A 22138-nucleotide genomic window follows, 5' to 3' on the forward strand; every position below is an offset into this window, starting at 1 on the left:
TCTAATGAAAAAATGGTTGCTTATGCTGTTGATGGTAAGTATGGCTGGAATGATCCTAACACCGGCCGGCCTAGCAAAAGAGGTAGGAAAAGGAGATATTGCCTTTGTTGATGTATCTGTGTTGACGGTGTGGGCTGAGCCGAATTTGGACCGGCCGATTGATGCACCTGCTGTATCGAATCCAGTTGATCACTGGAAGTGGACTACTGACATGACCTATGAGGAAAAGCTATGGCTAGTCGGAAAGCTAGAAACACAAGCTCTATACGGAATGAAAGTTAATGTGTTAGAAGAAGCGGGTGACTGGGTTAAGATTTCAGTAGAAGGCCAGCCTACGCCTCGTGAAGAATCAGGTTATCCAGGCTGGGTTCCTAAAGTTCAGTTAACAAATAATGAACGACTAGAAGACTTATCTAACCGTCCGTTTGCGACAGTCACTGTGCCGACTGCTTCTTTATACGAAGATCGTGCTTTATCAAAAGAATTTATGGAAGTGAGTTTCAATACAAGATTGCCGGTTATGGCCGAGCAGGGAGATAAAGTGCTTGTTGCGACACCAGCTGATGGAAACAAGTGGTTCGACCTAGCAGATATTGAAATATATGAATCAGAGCAAGATATACCAAAACCAACAGCTGATGATTTACTAGCTACTGGTGAATTGTTTTTAGATTTACCATACTTATGGGCTGGTGTATCAGGCTTTGGATTTGATTGTTCAGGATTTACACACACGATTTATAAGGCTCATGGAATAACGATCCCTCGTGATTCAAGCATACAAGCTCAGCATGGTACATTTGTTGAAAGAGAAGATTTGCAAAAAGGAGACCTTGTATTCTTTGCCCGTAACAATGGCACAGGAGCCGTTCACCATGTCGGAATGTATATTGGTGAAGGGAAAATGATTCACTCACCCAATACAGCCAGCACCGTAGAAATTGTGGTGATTGATGAATCGAGTTATGCATCAAGCTATCACAGCGGACGTCGTTATTTAGACAATTAACAATAGCAGGAGGCTGGTCCATGTGTGAATGGACCAGCCTTATTTGTTAAATAGAGGTACACGCGGTTTACTAGCAAAAACAAAAAAAGCGTGGACACTTCCACGCTTTTAACAATTATTGTTGAATAGCAGCCATTGACTGCACCAAACCATTTCCGAACTGATTTGAGCCGCCTAGTGGAAGGGCAGTATCATTTAAGAGATTACGAAGCTCAACATTAGATAAATGGGGCTTCGCTTGCCATACCTGTGCAGCGACACCAGCTACATGTGGAGAGGCCATAGATGTTCCATTAAATGAAGCATAGTTATTATTAGGAGTTGTACTTAAGATACCGGCACCAGGAGCTGAAATCTCAACAGCTGGTCCTGTACTAGAGAACGTTGCACGTTGATTGTTTTGGTCTGTTGCAGCAACAGCGATGACAGATTCATATTTAGCAGGGTAGCCAACTGTGTCGTTATTACCGCCGCGATTGCCGCTATTCCCTGCAGCAGCGACAACTAGTAATCCTTCGGCGTAGGCAAGGTCACTGAACTCTTTTAAAATAGCAGAGCTTTGAGAACCACCTAGACTCATATTAATAATATCCATTCCATTATTAATGGACCACTCAATTCCTTCTGCAATCCCTGCATAGGAGCCGCTTCCAGCATTATTTAGTACTTTGACAGCATAAAGATCTGCTTCACTTGCTACTCCAACGACACCAATGTCGTTATTAACGGCAGCTACGGTACCTGCAACATGTGTTCCATGTCCGTCACCATCAAAAAATGGATCGCGGTTTGCTGAATCTGTAAATACAGAGTGACCACCTTGTACATTCGCTGTAAGATCTGGATGGCTGCGGTCAATTCCTGTATCAAGAATAGCTACTTTTACACCATTGCCAGTGTATCCAGCATTTTGTGCGTCAGTTCCTTGAACACGAGGAATACCCCAAGGTACGTTTTGTGCAAGCTTCGTTACCTCTGCATTTTCCTCAACAAATTTAATATGGGGGTGGTTTTTTAGACCGCGAGCTTTATTTTCAGGTAGTTCTACTTGAACGACCGGGAGCAGATTAAATTCATGGATAATATCTTCTTCCTCCACTCCAAACGCCTTCAACAATCCTTTTTGAGACGGGCCGTCAAATGAAACTAAATACTCTTTCGTTTCGTTTTGAGCAAAATTATTTTGAGCGAAAGCTGCTTGTCCTGGTAATAGCATTGTGAACACTAATAGAAGCGCCAATAAAAGATGTCTCATTTTCATCTTCCTCCAATTATTTATTTAGTTGTAAGTATCTATCTAATATGAGTCTAAATAGATAGATAATTCTAACTATTATAATATTAATGATAGAGTGCAATAGATCAGGAAGCAATCAATAATTATATAAACATACTTATACAAGTAGTGTCAGAAGGGATTTTCCTATTATTGGCTAATACATGTAAGAGGAGTGTATTAGGAACAAAGAGAGGGAGTCACCTATTATGAAACAAATCGTCCATTTTAAAAGGGAAGAGGTCTTTCGGGAGCGTGCAGCTTTAGTGGTAGCTAAGCATACGGAAAGGATCAAAAACGGCCTGCAAAATGCTTGTGTGATTCATGTTGGCAGCACAGCAATTGAAGGGTCTTTAACAAAAGGAGATGTTGACCTTCAAGTTCGTATTCCAATAGAGGAGTTTGACCATGCAAAAAGCTTCTTGTTAAAGCACTACACCATTAATACCGGGAGCACGCAAACGTCATTCTTTTGTGCGTTTGAAGACGAGGAAGACCTTCTGCCTTTAGGATTACAGTTAACAGCTGCAGGTTCAGAGTTAGATCATTTCTGGAAAGTAAAAGCATACTTTGTCGCATATCCGTGTGAGGTCATTCAATATAATGAGTTGAAGTTAATGTTTGAAGGAAAAGATATGGAAACTTACAGACATGCAAAGTCTCTTTATATGAGAAGAATTTTAACATCTAAAGAATACAGAGAATTTGAAAAGAGGTTAGGAGAGAGATAGATATAGGGGGCGGCTTGAAGCACTCATGAATCCAGCATGGGTGCTTCATTTTATCTCGTCTTCTGATGGAACTTAAGTAAGAATATAAGCAAAGCCATTAGGAAGACCATGGTTAAGGTTTGCATTGTGATCATTAGTTTTGCTGCATCGTAAAACTCGTTTGTAAGAGAGGTGAAAAAGAAGCTTAACGAAGATACATAAAAGAACACATGAAAAAGAGCTAAGCCAGAAGCCATAACGATTTTCTTTAAATCGTTAGATGCCAGAAAGCTCGTATGTAGAAAAGGGATCGTAACCACAACAAGGCTTGAAATAAAAAAGGAAGGGACCCATCCTGGCCCGCCAATGATTAACCGGTATATATTAAGTACAGCGTAAATAGGAATGGCAACCGGAAACCCGCCGAATAAAGAACCGATAATAAATGGTATATACCTAAGGTCAAATATAAAACCATGGCTGATATGGATAGGGAACGACATACACAACACCATGACGATACTAGATAAGAGAGCTAGTATGATGACATTTCCATCCGTTGTCTTTTTGTATTCGATGATCATTAAATAAAAAAGCATTCCAAGCAGCAAAAAGAAGACGTTACCTAACAACGTTTCAATTAAATCAAACATGAGGATCGTCCTTTCAGTTCTTTCTAAAATCTTACCATAACACCTATGGAAAAAGATACTCTAGGGTATATCACTGTATGATGTATGATAACGCTTATACTTTTTCGAGCATTCCAAGACATGACATACGTATCTCAACATTTTACCCTGTTTGCCTAGTACACCTCTATTAAGAAAGAAAAAAATATGAAGCCAGATTAAGCTTCATATTTTTAGGTCCTTGCTTATTTATCTTTCATGAACCATAGCGGCGTCTCATCGTCTACTTCTCCGTTATAATTCACGAAGATTTCCTCGCCAGCTTTAATATCGCGATAGGCATAATAACTGAAAATATGCTTATCAAAATTAATATCATAGGTTGCATTTGGAGTAAAAGAATGATTAAAAAGCATTCCATAGCCCAGCACAATCGCGGTATGATTTTTGCCATATTCATATACATAATCAGCTAAGACCGTTTCTTGGATTAAAATGTGCTCGATATTCGGATAAGGTACGACAGGAGCCTCGTGAAACATGGTTCCTTTTGGGATATCTTCTGTTGCAAAGACCCCTCTATTAAATTCTCCTCCACTGACAGGGGAGGTTTTGACTGTAATCATTTGCGTCACCTTCGCGTTCTTAGAAGTAGTTATATTTATCTTCCTAGCTTGACAGTTGTTCGTGTGAAAAGCAACTGTAAAATGCTTACTCTAATCTAGTCATTCTCAATTGAGCTGATAAGGATTATAACACGTCTGCTAGATGAGCCACATTTCCTCAGGATTCAGTTGATACATCCCATTTTCACGGTGCATAAAATGACACATAATAAATTCACGTCTAATTGTTGCAAAGTCCTCGTGGTATTGTTTAATAAATTCATTTAATTCTTTTTCACTGTAGATGACTCCAACGTTTAATTTGCTAGCTAGGTATTCTAAAATGATAAGCTTTTTCTTGCGTTGGGCCGGAATAGTTTTTAATTTACCATCGTCTGTGAAGAAGTTTTGAATAACTTTGTATTTCTCTTGGTCTTCTACTTTAAATGGGTCCATCTCTACTTCACCCCCTACTTTAATAATCGCTGCTGCCATTATTTCAAGTTTCTTCTCATCTAAATGATAGTAAATCGTATTTTTTTCTCTGCGTTGGTAAACAAGATTTATGTCTCTTAATTTAGCGAGATGGTGAGAAATAGTGGGAGGAGTTAAGCCTAACTTTCCAGCAATGGCTTGCCCATGAAGCGGGCCGTTCTTTAATAAAGCAATGATTTGAATACGGGTTTTATCCCCTAGTGTTTTATGGAAGTTAACTAAACGATTTAATTGCATCTTCATATCCCCTTAGATAATCATCTAATTAGATTATAATCTAATTGCTAAGAAATGACAATAGTTATACTAAGAACTTTTCGGGCGGGTTAGACAATTTAGTAAAAAATCGTTATCCTAATGGAACGAAAAGTGATAAAGGTGTGTGTAAATGTGGATGTGAAAGAGGAAACAATTATGAAGAGTGACGACATTTTAAAGACAACCCATGTGTGGTATGCAAGTTATGGTTCAAATATGAATCCAGAGCGATTTTATTGTTATATTCAAGGTGGGAAGCCTGAAGGGTCAACAAAAACGGAAAAAGGCTGTCGAGATCACACCCTGCCTGTTGAGGTTCGGACGTTATCTTTCCCATATGAAGCCTATTTTGCTCACTATGCCGACCGCTGGGGAGGAGCCCCTGTTTTTATCGATCCAAATAAAGGGGATAAGCACTCCTTTTTTGTTTGCTACTTAGTAACAATGGAACAATATTTAGATGTGATGGCTCAAGAAAATGGTCTCTTAGAGGTAGAAAGTGAGTTGTCACGTCTCGTTAATGACCAGACCGCTTTATTAAAAGGGTTATATGGAAAGATGATGAACGTAGGGACAATGGATGGCTTCCCTATTTTTACATTTACGAATCCGAAACGGCCCGAAGTAGAGTCAGAGTTTCCCCCAGCTATCCCTTACTTAAAGACGATTTTAAAAGGGTTGATGAACCAATGCGGGTTATTAGAAGAAGAAGCAGCTGATTACTTACTAAGCCTTGAAGGGGTTAGTCCAGCTTATACTCGCTCAGAGTTGATAGAGCTTGCAGCTGATGCACAGGAGAAAATAAAGTGATAAAAAAATCGAAACGGGGTACGTCCCTGTTTCGATTTTTTTCTATTAAGGAAACTCTTGTATGAGAATCAGCGTATACTTAGGAAGGTAATAAAAAGTATTTATTGTGTGAGAGGAGTAAGCCTATGAATGAGATCCTTACAGAGCTTGACCAGCTTAACTTAGCTGTCATTGCACCTTTTCTAGTTATTCAATTCATTTTAATGCTTGTAGCTTTATTTGATTGGTTTCGAATCGAGAAAACGAATGGCCCTAAATGGTTGTGGCTAATTATTATTGTATTCGTTAATTTAATCGGTCCAATATTGTATTTTGTAATCGGCAGGAGGCAAGATTAATGTCCTTTTTTCAGGTTGAACAGCTAACTAAAGTATATGGTGATAATAAAGTAGTTGATTCCGTTTCTTTTTCACTTGAAGAGGGGCGTTGTGTAGCATTGCTTGGTCCGAATGGTGCTGGAAAAACCACCACTTTAAAAATGCTGACTCATTTGTTGAAGCCTACTAGCGGCACTATTTGCATGTCAGGTTTTAGTTCGGATTCAGATTTACGAGAGCAGATTGGCTATCTTCCTCAATACCCTGTTTTTCATAACTGGATGAGTGGAAGAGAATTTCTAGAATACGTTGGGAAATTAGCGCATTTGCCTAAAGCTGAGGTGAAGGCGCGTACAAGCGAGCTGCTTGAAGTAATGGGTTTAAGTGATGCGGCAAACCGCAAAATTGGAAAGTACTCTGGTGGAATGAAACAGCGGTTAGGGATCGCACAAGCCATTATACACAAACCAAAGCTGCTTTTATTAGATGAGCCGGTTTCAGCCCTTGATCCTTTTGGAAGGCGTGAGGTGCTTGAGTTAATTCGTCAGCTTAAGAAAGATACAACGATCCTTTTTTCCACTCATGTACTAAATGATGCAGAAGAAGTGAGTGATGATGTCATAATCATTCATAATGGTGAAATAAAGGTGGCAGACAAATTGGGCAATCTTCAAGAAAAGCATCAGAAGCCGATTATCTCAATCCAAACAAAAGGGCCGATTCAGACCTACATTCAACATTGGGAGAAATGGGAGGATGTACTTGAGGTTGATTATGAAGAAGACTCTGCAAAGGTCCGTCTCAATGACATTGAGAAGACGAAGAGAGCAATGCTTCAAGATATTGTAGAACAAAATATCCCCCTTACCCGCTTTGAAGTAGAAAAATCATCACTTGAGGATTTATTTGTTAAGGTGGTGAGAGGATGAGGCAATGGGTTGTTTTATTTCAAAAAGAAGTACTAGAAATGACACGTAATTATAAATTAATTTGGGTGCCAATTGTGTTTATCCTTTTAGGCATGACAGATCCTCTTACTACTTATTATATGCCTCAAATCCTTGAGATGTCAGGCGGTCTGCCTGAGGGAGCTGTGTTTGAAATGCCTACACCCGCAGCACAAGAGGTATTAATGATGGTCATTTCTCAACTAAATATGCTAGGAGTATTAATTATTGTCTTGGCATCAATGGGAATTATCTCCGAAGAACGAAGAAGCGGCTTGGCGGGTATGATTTTAGTGAAGCCAGTATCATATGCGTCCTATGTGACAGCAAAGTGGGCGGGCCTTAGTATTGTTGGCCTTTTATCGGTTTTTTTAGGGTATTTGGCAGGCTGGTATTATGTTGTAGTGTTATTTGAAGCCGTATCCTTTGCAGTCTTTTTACAAAGCTACCTGTTATTAGCCTTATGGTTCTTGTTTATATTTACATTAATTATTCTTTTCAACGCCGCGCTTAAGGTGCCTGGATTAGTAGCATTTGTTACTATTACAACCATTATCATTCTTTCAATAATGACTAGCACTTTCGAGAGTTGGATGGAATGGAGTCCCGCACAGCTTACAAGTCATCTGGGTTCTATTCTGGTTGAGGAGATGGTTCCTCAAGGTCTATGGCTGACTGTTAGTGTGACGGTCGTACTGATTATTGTATTTTTGTTAGGGTCTATTAAGATCCTTCAAAACAAAGAGTTATCGGAATAGTATCTTTATGATTATGACAAAATACACCTGTACCATTAATTTAAAAAATAAGGTGGGAATCCTATGTCACAATCAAAATCACAAGAAGAACGTCAATGGAGACAGCGTAAAGAATCACAGCATCCACATGGAAAGATTAAGTCCTTAAAAGATCTTTCTAATGAAACAAAGAAACAATAAAAGAACAGCTGCTGTGTCATCACAGCGGCTATTCTTTTTATACTCTCTTTTGTACTCTCTTTCGAACTATTTACCGGCTTACCACAAAACATCTAATACATTTCCATCAAACCAGTTGGTGTCAATATTGCAAGTTTCTGCATCAATCCCGTATTGCCACCCTCCGATTAGTCCTCCTTCAGGGAAATCTGGATTATAGGCAGGTGCGTTCGCTTCTGTCGTAATTCCTTCATTAGGGGATGCTGTCCAAATGTACATCTCATCGTAAATAGTACTATCTTGTTCAGCCGCTGCAACGTATGCAGTATATAGTTCTTCACTTGGGCTGAAAATACCATAGATACCAGAGTTGTATTCAGATTCCATCATCGTTTCATGCCAGCCTAAAATGAATTGATCATCAATCGGATAGATCGGTTCGACATTTGCAAACAAAGCAACACCTTCAGGAATTCCAAATTCTCGTGCTAGCTCTATGGCAGCAGATGCTTCACTTTGACCTTTGTCAAATCCAACGGGTTCATTAAATTGATTCCAAATGACAAGAATTTGAATGTCATTTGATTGGAGCAATTCAACTTCTTCCTGAGTTAATCCAGACGATACGCCATCTTTGTCCCCTAGATAACGACCCCATACTTCGGGATTACCGAAATTATCCCGTACACAGGCTAACAGTTCATCATCTGTTAAGCTTGCTGAATCCACTCCCCATACGATATCAGGCGTTTCGCTGTCCCCATTTCCATTGCTGTCTCCATTAGCATTGCCATTATTACTGCCATTCCCCCCGCTAGTGCCATTCCCATTTGAACCTTTGCCATCTTTATCTACTTGATTAGAGATGGCATTTTTAACGGTAACATCTACACTAACGGATATATTATTGAGTACATTGTTATCAATTTCATTGGTTTCTCCGTTATTTACCTGGTTATCAATGGAGTTCTCGACAATTGCATTCTCAGAATCAATGTTATTTTGGATATTATTATTAATCGCAGCATCTCCATCAAACACGACCGAACCAGGTGCAGGAGTTTTACTTTGGCTGATAATTGAGACGGTTAAAACAAATAAAATGGAAAGAGTAGCAACCATAAAAAGCATAAGATTTGTCTTCGTATTCATTAATTCACCGCCTTATTTTACTCGAACTATTGTATGAAAGGCAGGCAAATAAGGTGAAGGAATGACCTTGAATCTTACTGCTTGAAATCTAAAAATACGATAGAATAGAGGTGGAGTTATGATAATTCGGAAAATTTTGTTTCTGGAGGGTGTTTACAAATGGACCATGTGAAAGAACTGAGTAAGCTTTTAACAGAAGAACAAGTGACCACAAATCAAACGATGCGTGAGCAGCATAGCCGTGATGAGAGCTATCACATCCCATCTTTGCCTGATATGGTCATCTTTCCAAAAAGGACAGAAGATGTTCAAAAGGTCATAAACTATGCAAATACATACGAAATTCCAGTAGTGCCTTTTGGGCTAGGCTCAAGTTTAGAGGGAAATGCGATTCCTTATAAAGGAGGAATTTCTCTAGATATGTCTCTTATGAATCAAGTGCTTGAAGTAAGACCAAACGATTTCTTAATTAAAGTGCAGCCAGGGATTACTCGACTTCAGTTAAATAAAGAGCTGAAGAAGTACGGATTATTTTTTACAGTAGATCCTGGTGCTGACGCAACGCTTGGTGGAATGGCTGCTACAAATGCAAGCGGAACTACATCTGTTAGATACGGGATTATGCGAGATCAGGTACGTGATTTGGAAGTTGTGTTAGCGAGTGGTGAACTTATTCATACGGGAGGTCTCTCAGCTAAGTCTTCTTCAGGATTGCATTTAAATGGATTAATGGTGGGATCTGAAGGGACACTTGGTGTTATTACGGAGTTAACATTAAAAGTACACGGCATACCAGAATGCATCATGGCAGCGAGAGCTACTTTTCCTGATCCAGGGCGAGCTGTGGAGGCAGTGACAAGTATATTAGCTGCTAATATTCCGGTTGCCCGCATGGAATTTGTGGACGAGCATTCCATTCAGCAAGTGAATATTGCCAATGAAAGAAACTACGAACTGAAGCCGACACTATTTTTAGAGTTTCATGGTAATGAAGCAGGTCTCAAGCAAGATGTAGAGTTTATGAAAGAAATAGTCAGTGACTTAGGTTGTATGGATATTCATTTTGAAATGGATACAAAATCACGCGCTGAACTTTGGGAAGCACGACACAATCTAGCTTATTCATTTATCCACGGGCATCCAGGCAAGAAGCTGATGGTGACAGATGTCAGTCTTCCTATAACTGAGCTTGCAGGAGCCATTCTTCATGCAAGAGCATCCATTGAAAAGACAGGACTTGTGGGCGCAGTGGTAGGCCATGTAGGGGATGGTAATTATCATGCGCTTGTTATGGTTGATTTAGCAGATGAGGCAGAAGTAGAAAAGGCGAAGGAGCTAAATGAACTGATCGTTCTTTATGCACTAGAACGGGGAGGCACATGTACAGGTGAACACGGTGTCGGCGTCGGAAAAGTGAAGTATCAGCAAAAGGAACACGGTACGGCTTATGAAGTGATGAAATCAATAAAGCACACCCTGGATCCTAAAGGAATTATGAATCCGGGAAAAATTTTCTGAAGTGAACAAGCTAGTTGCTGCCTCATAAATGAAATGAGGCAGCTTTTTGTTTTAAATGCAAGTGACGCAATTCTCCTCTGAAAAGTAATAATCCTGCTTAGTATCTACGCATATCGCAGCTGAATGAGAACAATAACCGTAAAGGGACGCAATTCTGCCGGCAAATGACACATTTATCTAATCAACCCACACAATCATTTCACTAATCGACGCATAAATGACCTAAAAGAATACAATTCCACTTTCTCTACTCATATGTCTTTCTATACAAAAATGAAAAAAAGTGAATTAATTAGAATGATGTCGATATAAAGAGAAAGAAGCTGAATGATAAGGGAAAACCGTCTGGAATAACTTATCTGAATATTTACAAAAGTTAAATAATTAGTTATAGTAAGGACAAGCAACACCAAGCAATACTTAGTAACACCTAAGCAACACCCCAACACAACTTCTTAGGAAAGGGGATAGGATATGTAAGATAAGGCAGGAGCATGGCTACACCAATTTGGAACTCTTTGAAGGGACTGATTCCAATGACGTAGCGAAAGCGAAATGTATCGATGATATGAGATGCATGGGGACCTTAGAAGAAATAAATACATGGTAATGGTATTAGAAAGGAATTAACAAGTAATGTTAGAAGAATCGATAGTGTAGCGGCCTTTTATCCGGTTGAGTAATGGGATAAAGGGCCGCTTTGTGTTTGTATATACCTTATTAATTGTTTTAGGTTCTAATTCTTTTGCAGTAATGCCCTTTTTAGCATCTTTTTTCATAAGAATATATCTTCCATTCTACTTCCATCCCTTGTACAATGAAGGCGGAATCCAAATCTTTATGTTTATGTACTAGAAAGGAAGATTAGATGTCTGAACGTTTAATTCGATTACTTCGGATTATCATCCTTATTCAATCAAGTCCGGGGATTACGGCAAAGGAATTAGCGGAGCGCTGTGAAACGACTGCTCGTACGATTTATCGGGATCTAGAGCTCTTAAGCGCAGCGAATGTTCCAATTACCAATGAAGGGTACGGAAAAGGGTATGAATACCTCGGGAACTTTTCGGTATATCCTCTAGATTGGACAGAGAAAGAAGCAATGGCCTTTGGTATGCTTCCAAAGATAATTGATCAAATGACTCATCTATTTCCGCCTGATTTCTATTCGGCTTATGAGAAAGCAATGGCTACTCACCAAAAAGAAAAGAAAGAGTTGCAAGACGTTCTTCAAAAGATGGTTTCTATTATTCAAATGGGAACACCTGCCTTTCAAGAAGAACAAAATAACTATTTATCTCCCGTTATTGACTCTATCCTGCACTCGAAAACGATCGAAGTTGTCTACCATACACAAAGCCGGGATGTAACGACGTCAAGAGAACTTGATCCCTATTATTTAATCCCTCGAGATCACCGTTTTTACTTAATTGCTTACTGTCATAAAAAGAAAAGAGTTCTTACTTTTCGAATGAGTCGTTTCCTTAAAGTAACGCAGACCAGTCAAACCTTTGATAAAAAAGAGTTTAATTTAAAGCAATATTTTAAGAATACATGGTCAATTATTCAGGGGAAAGACAACATTAAGTTTAAAGTGCTGTTTAGTAAAGAGGTTGCACGTTATATTAAAGAAGAAGAGTTATTCGTCAATCCGAAACTGACAGAAAATAAAGATGGAAGCTTATTATTTGAAGTGACATTAAATCATGATCGGGAGTTTTTGCAGTGGTTAATGCAGTACGGGGTGGATGCTGAGATCTTAGAACCTGTGCATTACCGCGATAAGATGCAGGAAATGTTAAAGGGATGGCTGGAAAAATATAAACGATAAGAGCAGGCAGCAACGAGGGTTGCTGCCTGCTTTATGCTGAAAAATGATCATGCATAACTTTCTTGGAAATTTTTGTTCACTTTTTTGTTTGAAACGCGTCTTTACTATGAACAGATGATAAGAGCTTCTTAGATGGGAGGGCGGGAATGAATGATGCACAAGTAGGGGAGCTGCTACAAGAGCCGCTAAACATGATTCGATCATATCTGCTCAAAATGGGTGCGGTAAAAGAAGATGCAGAAGATATTATTCAAGAAACAGCTTATCAATTTCTTCTTTATATGGACTCAGTAACGATTGAAAATGTCGAAGGTTGGCTTTTTCGAGTAGCGGTTAATCGTTATTATGATCTCTCGAGAAAGCAGACAAGACGGCGAAATATACTTCTTACCTTTAACGTTGAAAAACTGATTGAAGAAACAACGCCGGAATCAACCTTTCTGCGGCTTGAAGAAGGTACTGTTGTAAGAGCAGTGCTCGGGAAGTTGAAAGAAAAATACAGTGAACTCCTTTTATTGAAATACAGCACGGGTCTGTCTATCCAAGAGATAGCTATGGTGATGAGTATGAAAGAGGGAACGGTAAAAACGAATCTATACCGGGCGAGACAACAATTTATTAAGGAATACAGGAGGTTAGAAGATGACCGATAAAAAGCTTTTTACAAGTGGAAATGAAGGTCTTGGCCAGCTTGTTAAAAAGGCGAGACGAAAATCACTGATTAAATCACTGATAATATCTATCATCGCTAGTATGGTTGTTTTATTTTCGTTGTATTGGTTGGGAAGCCATGTCCTACAGAGGGCAATCGATCAATCTGGTGATAAGGCATTATGGAGCATGGTTAGTGGGGCAAATGTAGAAGGGACAGGGGCCTCCTATACGTTTTCCTTATTCAGTGCGATTGAGACAAGGGATATGGAAAAATATATCGATGGCGTTTCCTTAAACTGGGGAGCAGAAGAAACTGAGTACACCATGTTTGGAACGAAAAAGCCGCTGTCATCTGTGACATCAACCAGTACAACTCATGAAGAAGGAGAAAGACCCATTTCATATTTTCAAGGAGAGAGAGTTATCGAGTTCTTTCACCCGGAAGTCAACTATAAAGAGGTATACGATGATCGTCCACTGCTTGAAAATATCCCGGAATATATGGTAGCAGAAATGGCTTTTTCGTTTGATCAAGCATACCCTTTAGAAGAAGTGATTGACGTCTTTGGTGATCAATTAGAATGGTATTGGATAGATACGTATACAGACGAGGAAATTACCGATTTTAATGAAATGAATAGTGTACGCGAGGAAGAGGGAGTGGTATTTGATCATCTTCACACACTGATGGGCAGCTGGGTATGTGGTTATCCTTATGCAGGTTTATCGGCAGAAGATTCTGCTCAGTCCTTCATCCATACGATCGAATACCTTCAAGAAGAAACAAATGAATTCGAATATGAAATCAACCAGATGATCAATGGAATTACCAATGATGGTGAAAAAGAATTTGTCCCTGAAAATATTGAGATCATTGGTGTTGTAGTCACTGGCAGAGCAGATGAATTAAGTCAGTTTAATGAGGTGGATTTCATTCGTGGAGCGACGCTTGGTGCAACCGCAAAGAAATTTGATTAAAGAAGGCGAATGCCTTCTTTTTTTATGGTCTCCTCCTAATGACTCATCATAAATAGTTACATGGCTAAATACAATGAGTAGCAAGACAAACAAAAGGGGGGATATGTATGCTTACACGAGTGGCTGATCGTTTTTCTCGTGGGATTCAGAGATATTTACCTGATGCTTTTGTTATTGCTGTTCTTATGACGATTATTGTTATAGCCGTTGCGATTTTCTTTAATCCTAGTGAGCCTGTTCAAGTGGTGGCAGCGTGGGGAGATGGATTTTGGACTTATTTAGCTTTTACAATGCAAATGGTGCTTTTATTATTAACGGGGATGGTGTTAGCGTCTGTTCCATTTATTAAAAAGGGATTAAGAGCGATAGCTCAATTCGCAAACACTCCAACTAAAGCGTATTTAGTCACCTTCCTTGTTGCAGCAGCGGCCTATTATATTAACTGGGGTTTAGCTGTAGTTGTAGGTGCAATTATTGCAAGAGAAATTGGAAAAAGGAATAAGCGAGCACATTTTCCGCTGCTTATTGCGGCAGCTTATGCTCCAACAGTGCTCTATACAGCTGGATTTTCAAGTTCGATTGGTTTAACGATTGCTACAGAAGGACATTTTTTAGAAGAAACGATGGGTGTGATCCCTACATCAGCTACTATTTTTCATCCTTCAACCATCATTATTTTCTTAGTGCTAGCCATTTCAATCCCTCTTTTCATTATTCTGATGGCTCCTAAAAGAGATATAAGCTCTTATGAACCACCATCGGAATCAAACCAAATGACTTTTGACGTTCCTAAAAAAGAGTCACTTACTCCTGCACAAAAGTTAGAGTATACACCTGTATTAGGAATGCTTATCGGGGCAATAGGGGTTGTATATACAGTGGGGGTCTTTCTATCAGGACGTGACCTTGATTTGAATCTTATCAATTTATTTTTCCTATCAATGGGCCTTTTCTTTCATCGTTCTCTCGGCCAATTTGCACAGGCATTCAAGCAGTCAGTAGGATCAATTTCACCCATCGTCCTTCAATTTCCTTTCTATGCTGGGATTATTGCTGTACTTGGAGGCTCGGGTTTAGGAGATGCGATTATTAATGGGATGACTTCTGTTGCCACAGCAGAGACATTTAATGTGTTCACTTACTGGGCTGCAGGATTTATTAACATTCTAGCTCCTTCAGGAGGAGGCCAATGGGCACTGCAAGGACCCCTTCAAATTCCTGCTGCTATTGAGCTTGGTGTAGATCCAGCTATGACAGCGATGGCTGTTGGATGGGGAGATGCATGGACAAATCTCATTCAGCCATTCTGGGCGCTGCCTATTTTAAGTGTCGTTGGGCTTCATATTAGGCATATTATGGGCTATTGTATTTTATTAAGTGTGTGGGTAGGAATTATTACAAGTGTATTGATTTACTTCTTGTATTAAAGATTAGAAGTGGGACCAAGTTTGGTCTCGCTTCTTTTTTTATAGGAAATAAATCTTACTTTTTATTGATGAAACATTTTGTCGCTGACATAATTGTGTCATTTCTCCTTGGTATTCTCTAGGTATAACAAATTAATTAAAACAAACCAATCGGAGGGATTACACATGAAAAAAACAGCGTTAATTGTGTCAGCCGTAACTGCGGCAATGTTAATCACAGGATGCGGCGAGGAAGCTGCCATTGAAAAAGTAGAAGAGTCAACTGAGGTATCAGCGGAGGCAGCTTCAAATGGAGGAACAGAAGGGGAAGATATTGATATTGAGGAAGAGCCTTCTGAAGCAAGTGAGGTTGGAACGAGAAGCGCACCATTACAAATAGGTGAACGTGTGACATTAGACTATAATGATCTATTTTACGGCGATGTCAGTCTTAAGATTGAATTATTAGAAGTAATTAGCGGAGATGAGGCAGCGGAGCTTGTCAGTCTAGGAAATCCCTTTAATGATGAGCCAGGTGAAGATCAAGAATATGTACTTGCTAAATTTAATGTTAAAGCTAATCAAGTAGAAAAAGAACCATTTGATCTAAATCATGCACAGTTTGATGCTGTTAGTGAATCGGGAAACACGTATGATGAATTTATATCTGTAGCAGGACTCGAGCCAGACCTAGGAAATGAGCTGTATACCGGCGCAGAGCGTACTGGGTATACCTATTTCTTAGTCGATAAAGATGATCAGAATCCCCTTGCTGCGTTTAAGAGACGTACAGAGGCTGAACTGTGGTTTGAATTAAAGTCTGAGTAAACAAAAAGAGCCGACTCCTCAATTGGTGGAGCCGGCTTCTTTAGTCTTCATCACGCTTCCCTAATATGCCGTAGAAGAAGATATTTGTAATGTCTTCAGTAAGAGGCAGGATATTTTTATAAACATCTTCACGCTGCACATAGTCCTTCAACATCTGAATGTAGAAGATAATCGCTTGGTCTGAGAGATTAGGATCTACATAGCCTTGCTCTTTTCCCTCTTTAAAAAGGTGTTCAAAATAAGGCAGTGCTTTTTCTGTATAGATCTTCTCAATATAATTCTCTTCTTTTGTATACTCCTTCATTAAGTATTGATAAAATTCTTCATTTATTTGTTTTGCGACTTCTTTTTTATTGAAAATAAGCTTCTTGATTTTCTCTGGGAAAGGGATATCTGAGAAAACAGTCTGCTCAAATTGAGCTGAAGCTTGGTCGACATAATAGATAAAGACTTCATGTATAAGTTTATGTTTACTCTCAAAATAATTGTAGATCGTTACTTGTGATACATTTGCTTTTTTTGCGATTTCAGAAATGGAGACCTTTTGAATACCGTACTCCATAAATAACTCTAGAGCAGCTCCTAAAATTTGTTGTTTCTTTTGTTCGCGTCTGCGCTCAAATCCGTCCATAATGTTCACCTCTATAACATAGTTTAATAAAAAATTTGTAATAAAACAAATGAAATAGTTCATAAACTCTTGTCAAGGATTCCCTTTTTGTATATTATGAACTAAAGAGGTTAATAAATTTCAAAACTTGAATAAGGTGTTATAAACATTGAGGGGGAACATACATGACCATTTTAGAAACGAGGAACTTAACGAAGCGATTCGGGAAGTTCACGGCATTAAATGGGGTAAATGTAGAAGTAAATAAAGGGGAAGTCTTTGGATTTATTGGACCGAATGGCGCAGGGAAATCGACAACCATTCGAATTCTTCTTGGACTATTAAAGGCGTCAGAAGGTTCTGCTGCCATTTTTGGTAAGGATGCTTGGAAGGATGCAGTGGAGATACACAAAAGGCTGGCTTATGTCCCTGGTGATGTCAATCTATGGCCGAATCTGACTGGCGGAGAAGTCATTGATTTATTTATGAAGCTGCGCGGAGGTGTTAATAGAGCCCGTCGCGATCAATTAATTGAAACATTTAAATTAGATCCTGCTAAAAAATGCCGTACGTATTCAAAAGGGAATCGTCAAAAGGTTGCACTTGTCGCAGCTTTTGCATCTGAGGCGGATTTATATATCCTTGATGAACCGACATCAGGGCTAGATCCGCTGATGGAAAAAGTGTTTCAGAACTGTGTAATGGAAGCCAAGGAAGCCGGTAAAAGTGTACTGCTCTCAAGTCATATCTTATCTGAGGTCGAAAGGTTATGTGACCGCGTTGGTATCATACGCGAAGGAGAGATTATTGAAACTGGTACGCTTGATGAGCTTAGACATTTAACACGTACTCAAATGTTTGTCGAAACAAAAACACCCATTACAAATCTCGAAAACATTCCTGGAATTTATGATATTGAACTAAAAGATAGGGGAGTCAGCTTTCAAGTCGATGCCAAGACATTAGATCAAGTAATGAAAGAAATCAGCGAATATGGTCTAGTTAAGTTGGAGAGTTCGCCGCCTACTCTAGAAGATTTATTCATGAGTCATTACGAGGGTTCGTCTGCTCATGGAGGGCAATAAGATGGGTAGACATGCATTTATAAATACAGGCAAGATGACTCGGTTTATCTTAAGGCGAGACCGGGTGCGCCTCCCTATATGGATTCTGTCTATCGTCTTTATCACTATTTTGACAGCGACATCCTTTACTGATCTTTATCAAAATGAAGAGGAAAGACAAGCGATTGCTGAAACAATGAGAAATCCAGCGATGACTGCAATGGTCGGACCTGGTTATGGGCTTGACAATTATACTGAAGGCGCGATGATGTCTCATCAAATGTTATTATTTACGGCCATTGTTGCTGCGATTATGAGTATTCTCTTAGTCACCAGGCATACAAGGGCAGATGAAGAAGACGGAAGGATTGAACTCATTCGTTCATTGCCTGTAGGACAGCTAACGAACCTAAGCTCCGTGATGACGGTGATGGTGGCAGCCAATATTCTGTTAGCTCTTTTAACGGGATTTGGTTTAGCAGCTCTTCAGATTGAAAGCATGGACCTTTCTGCATCCTTGCTTTACGGGTCTGCAATCGGTTCAGCGGGGATCTTTTTTGCTGCTATTACAGCGCTTTTCGCCCAGCTCTCAGAAAATTCAAGAGGTACAATAGGCTACTCGTTTACCATTCTTGGCTTATCTTATTTGATTCGTGCAGTAGGAGATGTTAGTAATGAAACACTTTCACTCTTCTCACCTCTTGGCTGGATTTTAAGTACAGAAGTCTATGTGAATAATTACTGGTGGCCAATTATTTTGACTTTAGGAGCCTCAGTCATTGTCTATGTTCTAGCTATGTATTTGATGACAAAAAGAGATTTAGAGTCGGGGCTTTTACCATCTAAACCTGGGAAGACCTATGCAAGTAAGCTTTTACTTAGTCCTTTTGGATTGGCTGTAAAACTACAGCGAACAGCGATCATTGCCTGGGCAATCGGAATGTTTATCCTCGGGGTCTCATACGGCTCGATCTTTGGCGATTTAGAGTCGTTTTTCACAAGCAATGAAATGCTGGTAGAAATGTTATCTCCCGTTGAGGGAGTCTCGTTAACAGAGCAATTCTCTACGATGCTGATGGCTGTTATGTCAATGATTTCTACGGTCCCAGTTTTATTATTCGTACTGAAACTAAAAGGGGAAGAGAAAAAAGGACGAAGCGAGCATTTGCTGACTCGTGTTGTATCAAGAAATCAATTGCTAGGTAGCTATGTCATTCTTGCATTCTTATTTAGTTTTATTATGCTGTTTCTTGCCATGCTTGGTCTATGGAGTACAGCCAACACAGTGGTAGAAGAAGCGATCCCATTTTCGTCAATGTTCTTTGCTGCGATGGTCTATCTGCCGGCCATCTGGGTAATGATTGCTCTAGCAGTGTTCGCACTTGGCTGGATACCAAAAGCTACAGGCTTATCATGGCTATATCTCGGATACTCTTTTTTAGTTGTGTATTTAGGCGGATTGCTGCAATTTCCTGAATGGATGGCTAAGATTTCACCATTTGGTTATATACCCGAATATCCGGTTGAAGAGATAAATGGATGGACACTTGCTATCTTAACTCTTATTGCTGCAGGACTAATCATGCTTGGATTTATTGGGTATCGAAAGCGAGATATCGAGGGGTAATAATAAGGCCGGCTGCATTTGCAGCTGGCCTAAGTTTTTCCTCTAGTGTAAAACAGGTAAATAACAATAGTTTTGCAGTAATGTTATTTGTTGAAATATATTTTAAAAAGAAAAAACCAAAAATAGTTAGCTATCGTCTAATGATTGAAAGGAGGGAAGGGATGCATACGTATTATGAGAAGACAGAGGAAAAAGAGATGGATAAAGAAGCCTTGCTTACAGAGCTGATGAGTGAATATGGAAATGGTGTTTTGAAGCTCATTTTCTCATATGTTCATCAGCAAGATATAGCAGAAGATTTAGCCCAAGAAGTCTTTGTGAAAGTGTATCAAAAAATTGATCAATTCGAACAGCGTGCCAGCTTGAAAACATGGTTATACCGTATAGCGATTAACAGTAGTAAAGATTATTTAAAGAGCTGGCATACCAAAAATGTACAAACATCCAAAGAGGGTAACATGATAGAACATATGGTTGACTTAAGAACACCGGAAAGTAATTTAATAGAGCGGACAGAAGAAGAGGAATTAGTAACAAAGGTTTTAAGTCTTCCTCTTATGTATAAAGAAGTCATCTATCTTTACTATTATGAAGAGTATTCCATCCAGGAAATTAGTGAACTGCTGCAGATAAATAAAAACACGGTAAAAACAAGATTATTTCAAGCAAGAAAGAAATTGAAACAAAGCTTTGTTGGAGGTGTGAACTAAGTGGAAGATCAATTTAAACACTTTAAAAAAGCTATGGACGAAACTCACTTTAAAGGGTTGGCATTTGATTTTAAGAACCAAGAGAAGGTAAAAGCTCGAATTAAACAAACTATGAACGAAGAACAAACAAAATTATACTTACTGCAGACTTTACAGCATGAAGCGAAAACAGGCTTTGAGGTTTTGCAGCATATAGAGCAGATGGGAATAACACATTTCGAATCACAGGAGGGAATGTTATATCAACTTCTTCACCAACTTGAGAGGGAACAAATCATCCAAGGTAATTGGAGCAGTGAAGAAGAAAAATACTACCAACTAACAAAACAGGGACTGAAGCAATTGAAGAAACTTCAGCAAGAAAGATTTAGTCATCACTCCCATCGTTTAAAGAAGGAGGGCTGGGTATGAATGCGCAGTTCCAAACTTTTTTAAATGCAGTTAAGCAGCAAATGAAATCCAAGGAAGGTCAAAAGCTGGTTGAAAAAGAATTACTTTCTCATTTAAATCATAGTAAGCAAACAGTTATGAAAAGGGGGCATCATGAGGAAGAAGCTGAGAAGATGGCCGTTGAACAGATGGGAAATGCTGTTCTGCTTGGACAAAAGATGAATAAGCTTCATCGTGAAAGAGTAGATTGGTGGCTTGTTTCAATTGTAGGAAGCTTATTACTGCTAAGTTTTGCGCCTTTTCTTTTTTTCGACTACCAAATGAATATCTATGCCCAGTTTATATCAGTAAGTGTATCTCTCCTGATTATTTTCACTTTGATGTTCATTGATTATCGTAAAGTGCTTCACTACTGGAAATGGTTTGGATTAACGGCTGGATTTTATATGGCTGCCTTAAATGTTGAGGGGCTCACTTCAATGGTGAATGGAAGGGTATTTCTCTCCCTCTTAGGAATGAATATCTCTCATTACTTCCTGCTTTTTCTTTTATTTATAACTGTTGTAGGGTTAATGAGTGAGAAAAAATTGACAGACCGTAAACGTATTATATGGAGCTTATTATTACTGATTGTATTTGTAAGATGCTTTATGTTAATACCTGAGACAATGCTTGCCGTCCTATACATCATATTATTTTCAACAATTGTCTTATTCTCAAATCAAAATTATAAGGTAATGTCATGGATTTTATGGGTACTTTCTGGGTGCATATTCTTGTTTGCTTATTTGTTTGTTGCCTTTTTACCCTTTTCCCATAGACTTCAAAATTTCATTTCCTTTTTAAATCCAGAAGCTGATCCGAGTGGTTACGGTTATATTTACATAATGATGAAAGAAGTATTAAGTAAGGCCGGCTTGTTTGGACCTCAATCAGAATTAACGCATAACTTATTTCTTGGACACACAGAATTAATATTAGTGGCTCTAACTTATCACGGTGGGTGGATATTAACTTCTCTAATACTCGTTATTTTTGCTGCTTTGTCTGTGAGATTACTCCTCTCATTTAAGAAAATGCAAACAGAAAAGGAGCGCCTCTTGATGGTTGGCGGGGGAGTCCTGCTATTGTTTCCATTTATGCTTAATACACTAATGACTTTCGGTTATGCACCATTTATAGGTGCGAACCTCCCCTTCATTAGCTATGGAGGTAGTGAGAAACTATACTACTCGTTTATTATTGGACTTATGCTGAGTGTATACCGTAGAAAAGATGTGATAATAAATACTGAGGTAGAAATAGATAAAAAAGTTTAGATCGATCAAAAAGGGTCGATCTTTTTTGTGGAATAAAATGTTAAAATGAAATGAAGCTATAAACATACCTTGAGG

General features: G+C 39.0%; 24 protein-coding genes. 18 read left to right on the plus strand and 6 right to left on the minus strand.

Annotation, left to right across the window (positions count from 1 at the left end; genetic code table 11):
• The first annotated feature begins 4 nt into the window (after window positions 1-4).
• Window positions 5-1009 (plus strand): C40 family peptidase, encoded by a 1005-nt coding sequence (locus tag PQ478_RS04445; protein ID WP_289235946.1) that lies wholly within the window; start codon window positions 5-7, stop codon window positions 1007-1009.
• 115 nt (window positions 1010-1124) lie between these two features.
• On the opposite strand, the gene PQ478_RS04450 is transcribed toward PQ478_RS04445, so the two are convergent.
• A complete protein-coding gene (locus PQ478_RS04450) occupies window positions 1125-2264 on the minus strand; it encodes a S8 family peptidase (RefSeq protein WP_012957833.1) in 1140 nt (379 codons plus the stop codon).
• A gap of 230 nt (window positions 2265-2494) precedes the next feature.
• Between PQ478_RS04450 and PQ478_RS04455 the strand changes: the two genes are divergently transcribed.
• Complete coding sequence (locus PQ478_RS04455; RefSeq protein ID WP_075683871.1) at window positions 2495-3016, plus strand: GrpB family protein; 522 nt, start codon at window positions 2495-2497, stop codon at window positions 3014-3016.
• Between the two features lie 50 nt (window positions 3017-3066).
• Here PQ478_RS04455 and PQ478_RS04460 read toward each other — a convergent pair whose 3' ends face one another.
• The 3 genes from PQ478_RS04460 to PQ478_RS04470 all read right to left on the minus strand — a co-directional run bounded on the left by PQ478_RS04460 (window position 3067) and on the right by PQ478_RS04470 (window position 4964).
• Window positions 3067-3648: a LytS/YhcK type 5TM receptor domain-containing protein gene (locus PQ478_RS04460; protein WP_012957835.1), complete on the minus strand. Its 582-nt coding sequence runs from the start codon at window positions 3646-3648 to the stop codon at window positions 3067-3069.
• A gap of 224 nt (window positions 3649-3872) precedes the next feature.
• Entirely contained in the window at window positions 3873-4253 is a 381-nt protein-coding gene (locus PQ478_RS04465) for an SET domain-containing protein (RefSeq protein ID WP_022626568.1), read from the minus strand.
• Window positions 4254-4391: 138 nt separating this feature from the next.
• Window positions 4392-4964: a DUF2087 domain-containing protein gene (locus PQ478_RS04470; protein ID WP_075683872.1), complete on the minus strand. Its 573-nt coding sequence runs from the start codon at window positions 4962-4964 to the stop codon at window positions 4392-4394.
• Between the two features lie 153 nt (window positions 4965-5117).
• Here PQ478_RS04470 and PQ478_RS04475 point away from each other — a divergent pair, with 153 nt between their 5' ends.
• From PQ478_RS04475 to PQ478_RS04495, 5 genes are all read left to right on the plus strand, one after another.
• Entirely contained in the window at window positions 5118-5795 is a 678-nt protein-coding gene (locus tag PQ478_RS04475; protein WP_289235947.1) for a hypothetical protein, read from the plus strand.
• A 125-nt stretch (window positions 5796-5920) separates the two neighbouring features.
• Window positions 5921-6133, plus strand: coding sequence for a PLD nuclease N-terminal domain-containing protein (locus PQ478_RS04480; RefSeq protein ID WP_012957840.1), 213 nt, complete (start codon window positions 5921-5923; stop codon window positions 6131-6133).
• On the plus strand, window positions 6133-7041 hold the full coding sequence (locus tag PQ478_RS04485; RefSeq protein ID WP_289235948.1) for an ABC transporter ATP-binding protein: 909 nt from the start codon (window positions 6133-6135) through the stop codon (window positions 7039-7041). Before PQ478_RS04480 ends, PQ478_RS04485 begins: the two co-directional genes overlap by 1 nt.
• A complete protein-coding gene (locus tag PQ478_RS04490) occupies window positions 7038-7817 on the plus strand; it encodes an ABC transporter permease (protein ID WP_289235949.1) in 780 nt (259 codons plus the stop codon). The genes PQ478_RS04485 and PQ478_RS04490 overlap by 4 nt, the downstream gene beginning before the upstream one ends.
• Before the next feature lie 63 nt (window positions 7818-7880).
• Window positions 7881-7997: a DUF6254 family protein gene (locus PQ478_RS04495; protein WP_012957843.1), complete on the plus strand. Its 117-nt coding sequence runs from the start codon at window positions 7881-7883 to the stop codon at window positions 7995-7997.
• Window positions 7998-8075: 78 nt separating this feature from the next.
• Here PQ478_RS04495 and PQ478_RS04500 read toward each other — a convergent pair whose 3' ends face one another.
• On the minus strand, window positions 8076-9128 hold the full coding sequence (locus PQ478_RS04500; protein ID WP_289235950.1) for a glycoside hydrolase domain-containing protein: 1053 nt from the start codon (window positions 9126-9128) through the stop codon (window positions 8076-8078).
• A 159-nt stretch (window positions 9129-9287) separates the two neighbouring features.
• On the opposite strand from PQ478_RS04500, the gene PQ478_RS04505 reads away from it, so the two are divergent.
• The 6 genes from PQ478_RS04505 (at window position 9288) to PQ478_RS04530 (ending at window position 16343) form a co-directional block, all read left to right on the plus strand.
• Window positions 9288-10646, plus strand: coding sequence for an FAD-binding oxidoreductase (locus tag PQ478_RS04505; RefSeq protein ID WP_289235951.1), 1359 nt, complete (start codon window positions 9288-9290; stop codon window positions 10644-10646).
• Between the two features lie 868 nt (window positions 10647-11514).
• A complete protein-coding gene (locus PQ478_RS04510; RefSeq protein WP_289235952.1) occupies window positions 11515-12477 on the plus strand; it encodes a helix-turn-helix transcriptional regulator in 963 nt (320 codons plus the stop codon).
• Between the two features lie 146 nt (window positions 12478-12623).
• Window positions 12624-13130 (plus strand): RNA polymerase sigma factor, encoded by a 507-nt coding sequence (locus PQ478_RS04515; RefSeq protein ID WP_289235953.1) that lies wholly within the window; start codon window positions 12624-12626, stop codon window positions 13128-13130.
• Window positions 13120-14109, plus strand: a complete 990-nt coding sequence (locus PQ478_RS04520) for an anti sigma factor C-terminal domain-containing protein (protein ID WP_289235954.1) — start codon at window positions 13120-13122, stop codon at window positions 14107-14109. Before PQ478_RS04515 ends, PQ478_RS04520 begins: the two co-directional genes overlap by 11 nt.
• A 107-nt stretch (window positions 14110-14216) precedes the next feature.
• On the plus strand, window positions 14217-15536 hold the full coding sequence (locus PQ478_RS04525; RefSeq protein ID WP_289235955.1) for a short-chain fatty acid transporter: 1320 nt from the start codon (window positions 14217-14219) through the stop codon (window positions 15534-15536).
• Between the two features lie 165 nt (window positions 15537-15701).
• Complete coding sequence (locus tag PQ478_RS04530) at window positions 15702-16343, plus strand: DUF4352 domain-containing protein (RefSeq protein ID WP_289235956.1); 642 nt, start codon at window positions 15702-15704, stop codon at window positions 16341-16343.
• Window positions 16344-16383: 40 nt separating this feature from the next.
• Here PQ478_RS04530 and PQ478_RS04535 read toward each other — a convergent pair whose 3' ends face one another.
• Complete coding sequence (locus tag PQ478_RS04535; RefSeq protein ID WP_012957851.1) at window positions 16384-16974, minus strand: TetR/AcrR family transcriptional regulator; 591 nt, start codon at window positions 16972-16974, stop codon at window positions 16384-16386.
• A 164-nt stretch (window positions 16975-17138) separates the two neighbouring features.
• Here PQ478_RS04535 and PQ478_RS04540 point away from each other — a divergent pair, with 164 nt between their 5' ends.
• From PQ478_RS04540 to PQ478_RS04560, 5 genes are all read left to right on the plus strand, one after another.
• Complete coding sequence (locus PQ478_RS04540) at window positions 17139-18038, plus strand: ABC transporter ATP-binding protein (RefSeq protein WP_289235957.1); 900 nt, start codon at window positions 17139-17141, stop codon at window positions 18036-18038.
• A gap of 1 nt (window position 18039) precedes the next feature.
• Window positions 18040-19644 (plus strand): ABC transporter permease, encoded by a 1605-nt coding sequence (locus PQ478_RS04545; protein ID WP_289235958.1) that lies wholly within the window; start codon window positions 18040-18042, stop codon window positions 19642-19644.
• Window positions 19645-19805: 161 nt separating this feature from the next.
• A complete protein-coding gene (locus tag PQ478_RS04550) occupies window positions 19806-20354 on the plus strand; it encodes a sigma-70 family RNA polymerase sigma factor (protein WP_289235959.1) in 549 nt (182 codons plus the stop codon).
• A complete protein-coding gene (locus tag PQ478_RS04555; protein WP_289235960.1) occupies window positions 20355-20765 on the plus strand; it encodes a PadR family transcriptional regulator in 411 nt (136 codons plus the stop codon).
• Entirely contained in the window at window positions 20762-22063 is a 1302-nt protein-coding gene (locus tag PQ478_RS04560) for an FtsW/RodA/SpoVE family cell cycle protein (RefSeq protein ID WP_289235961.1), read from the plus strand. The genes PQ478_RS04555 and PQ478_RS04560 overlap by 4 nt, the downstream gene beginning before the upstream one ends.
• Window positions 22064-22138: the final 75 nt, after the last annotated feature.

Source organism: Alkalihalophilus pseudofirmus (assembly GCF_029094545.1).
Lineage (GTDB): Bacteria > Bacillota > Bacilli > Bacillales > Bacillaceae_D > Alkalihalophilus > Alkalihalophilus pseudofirmus.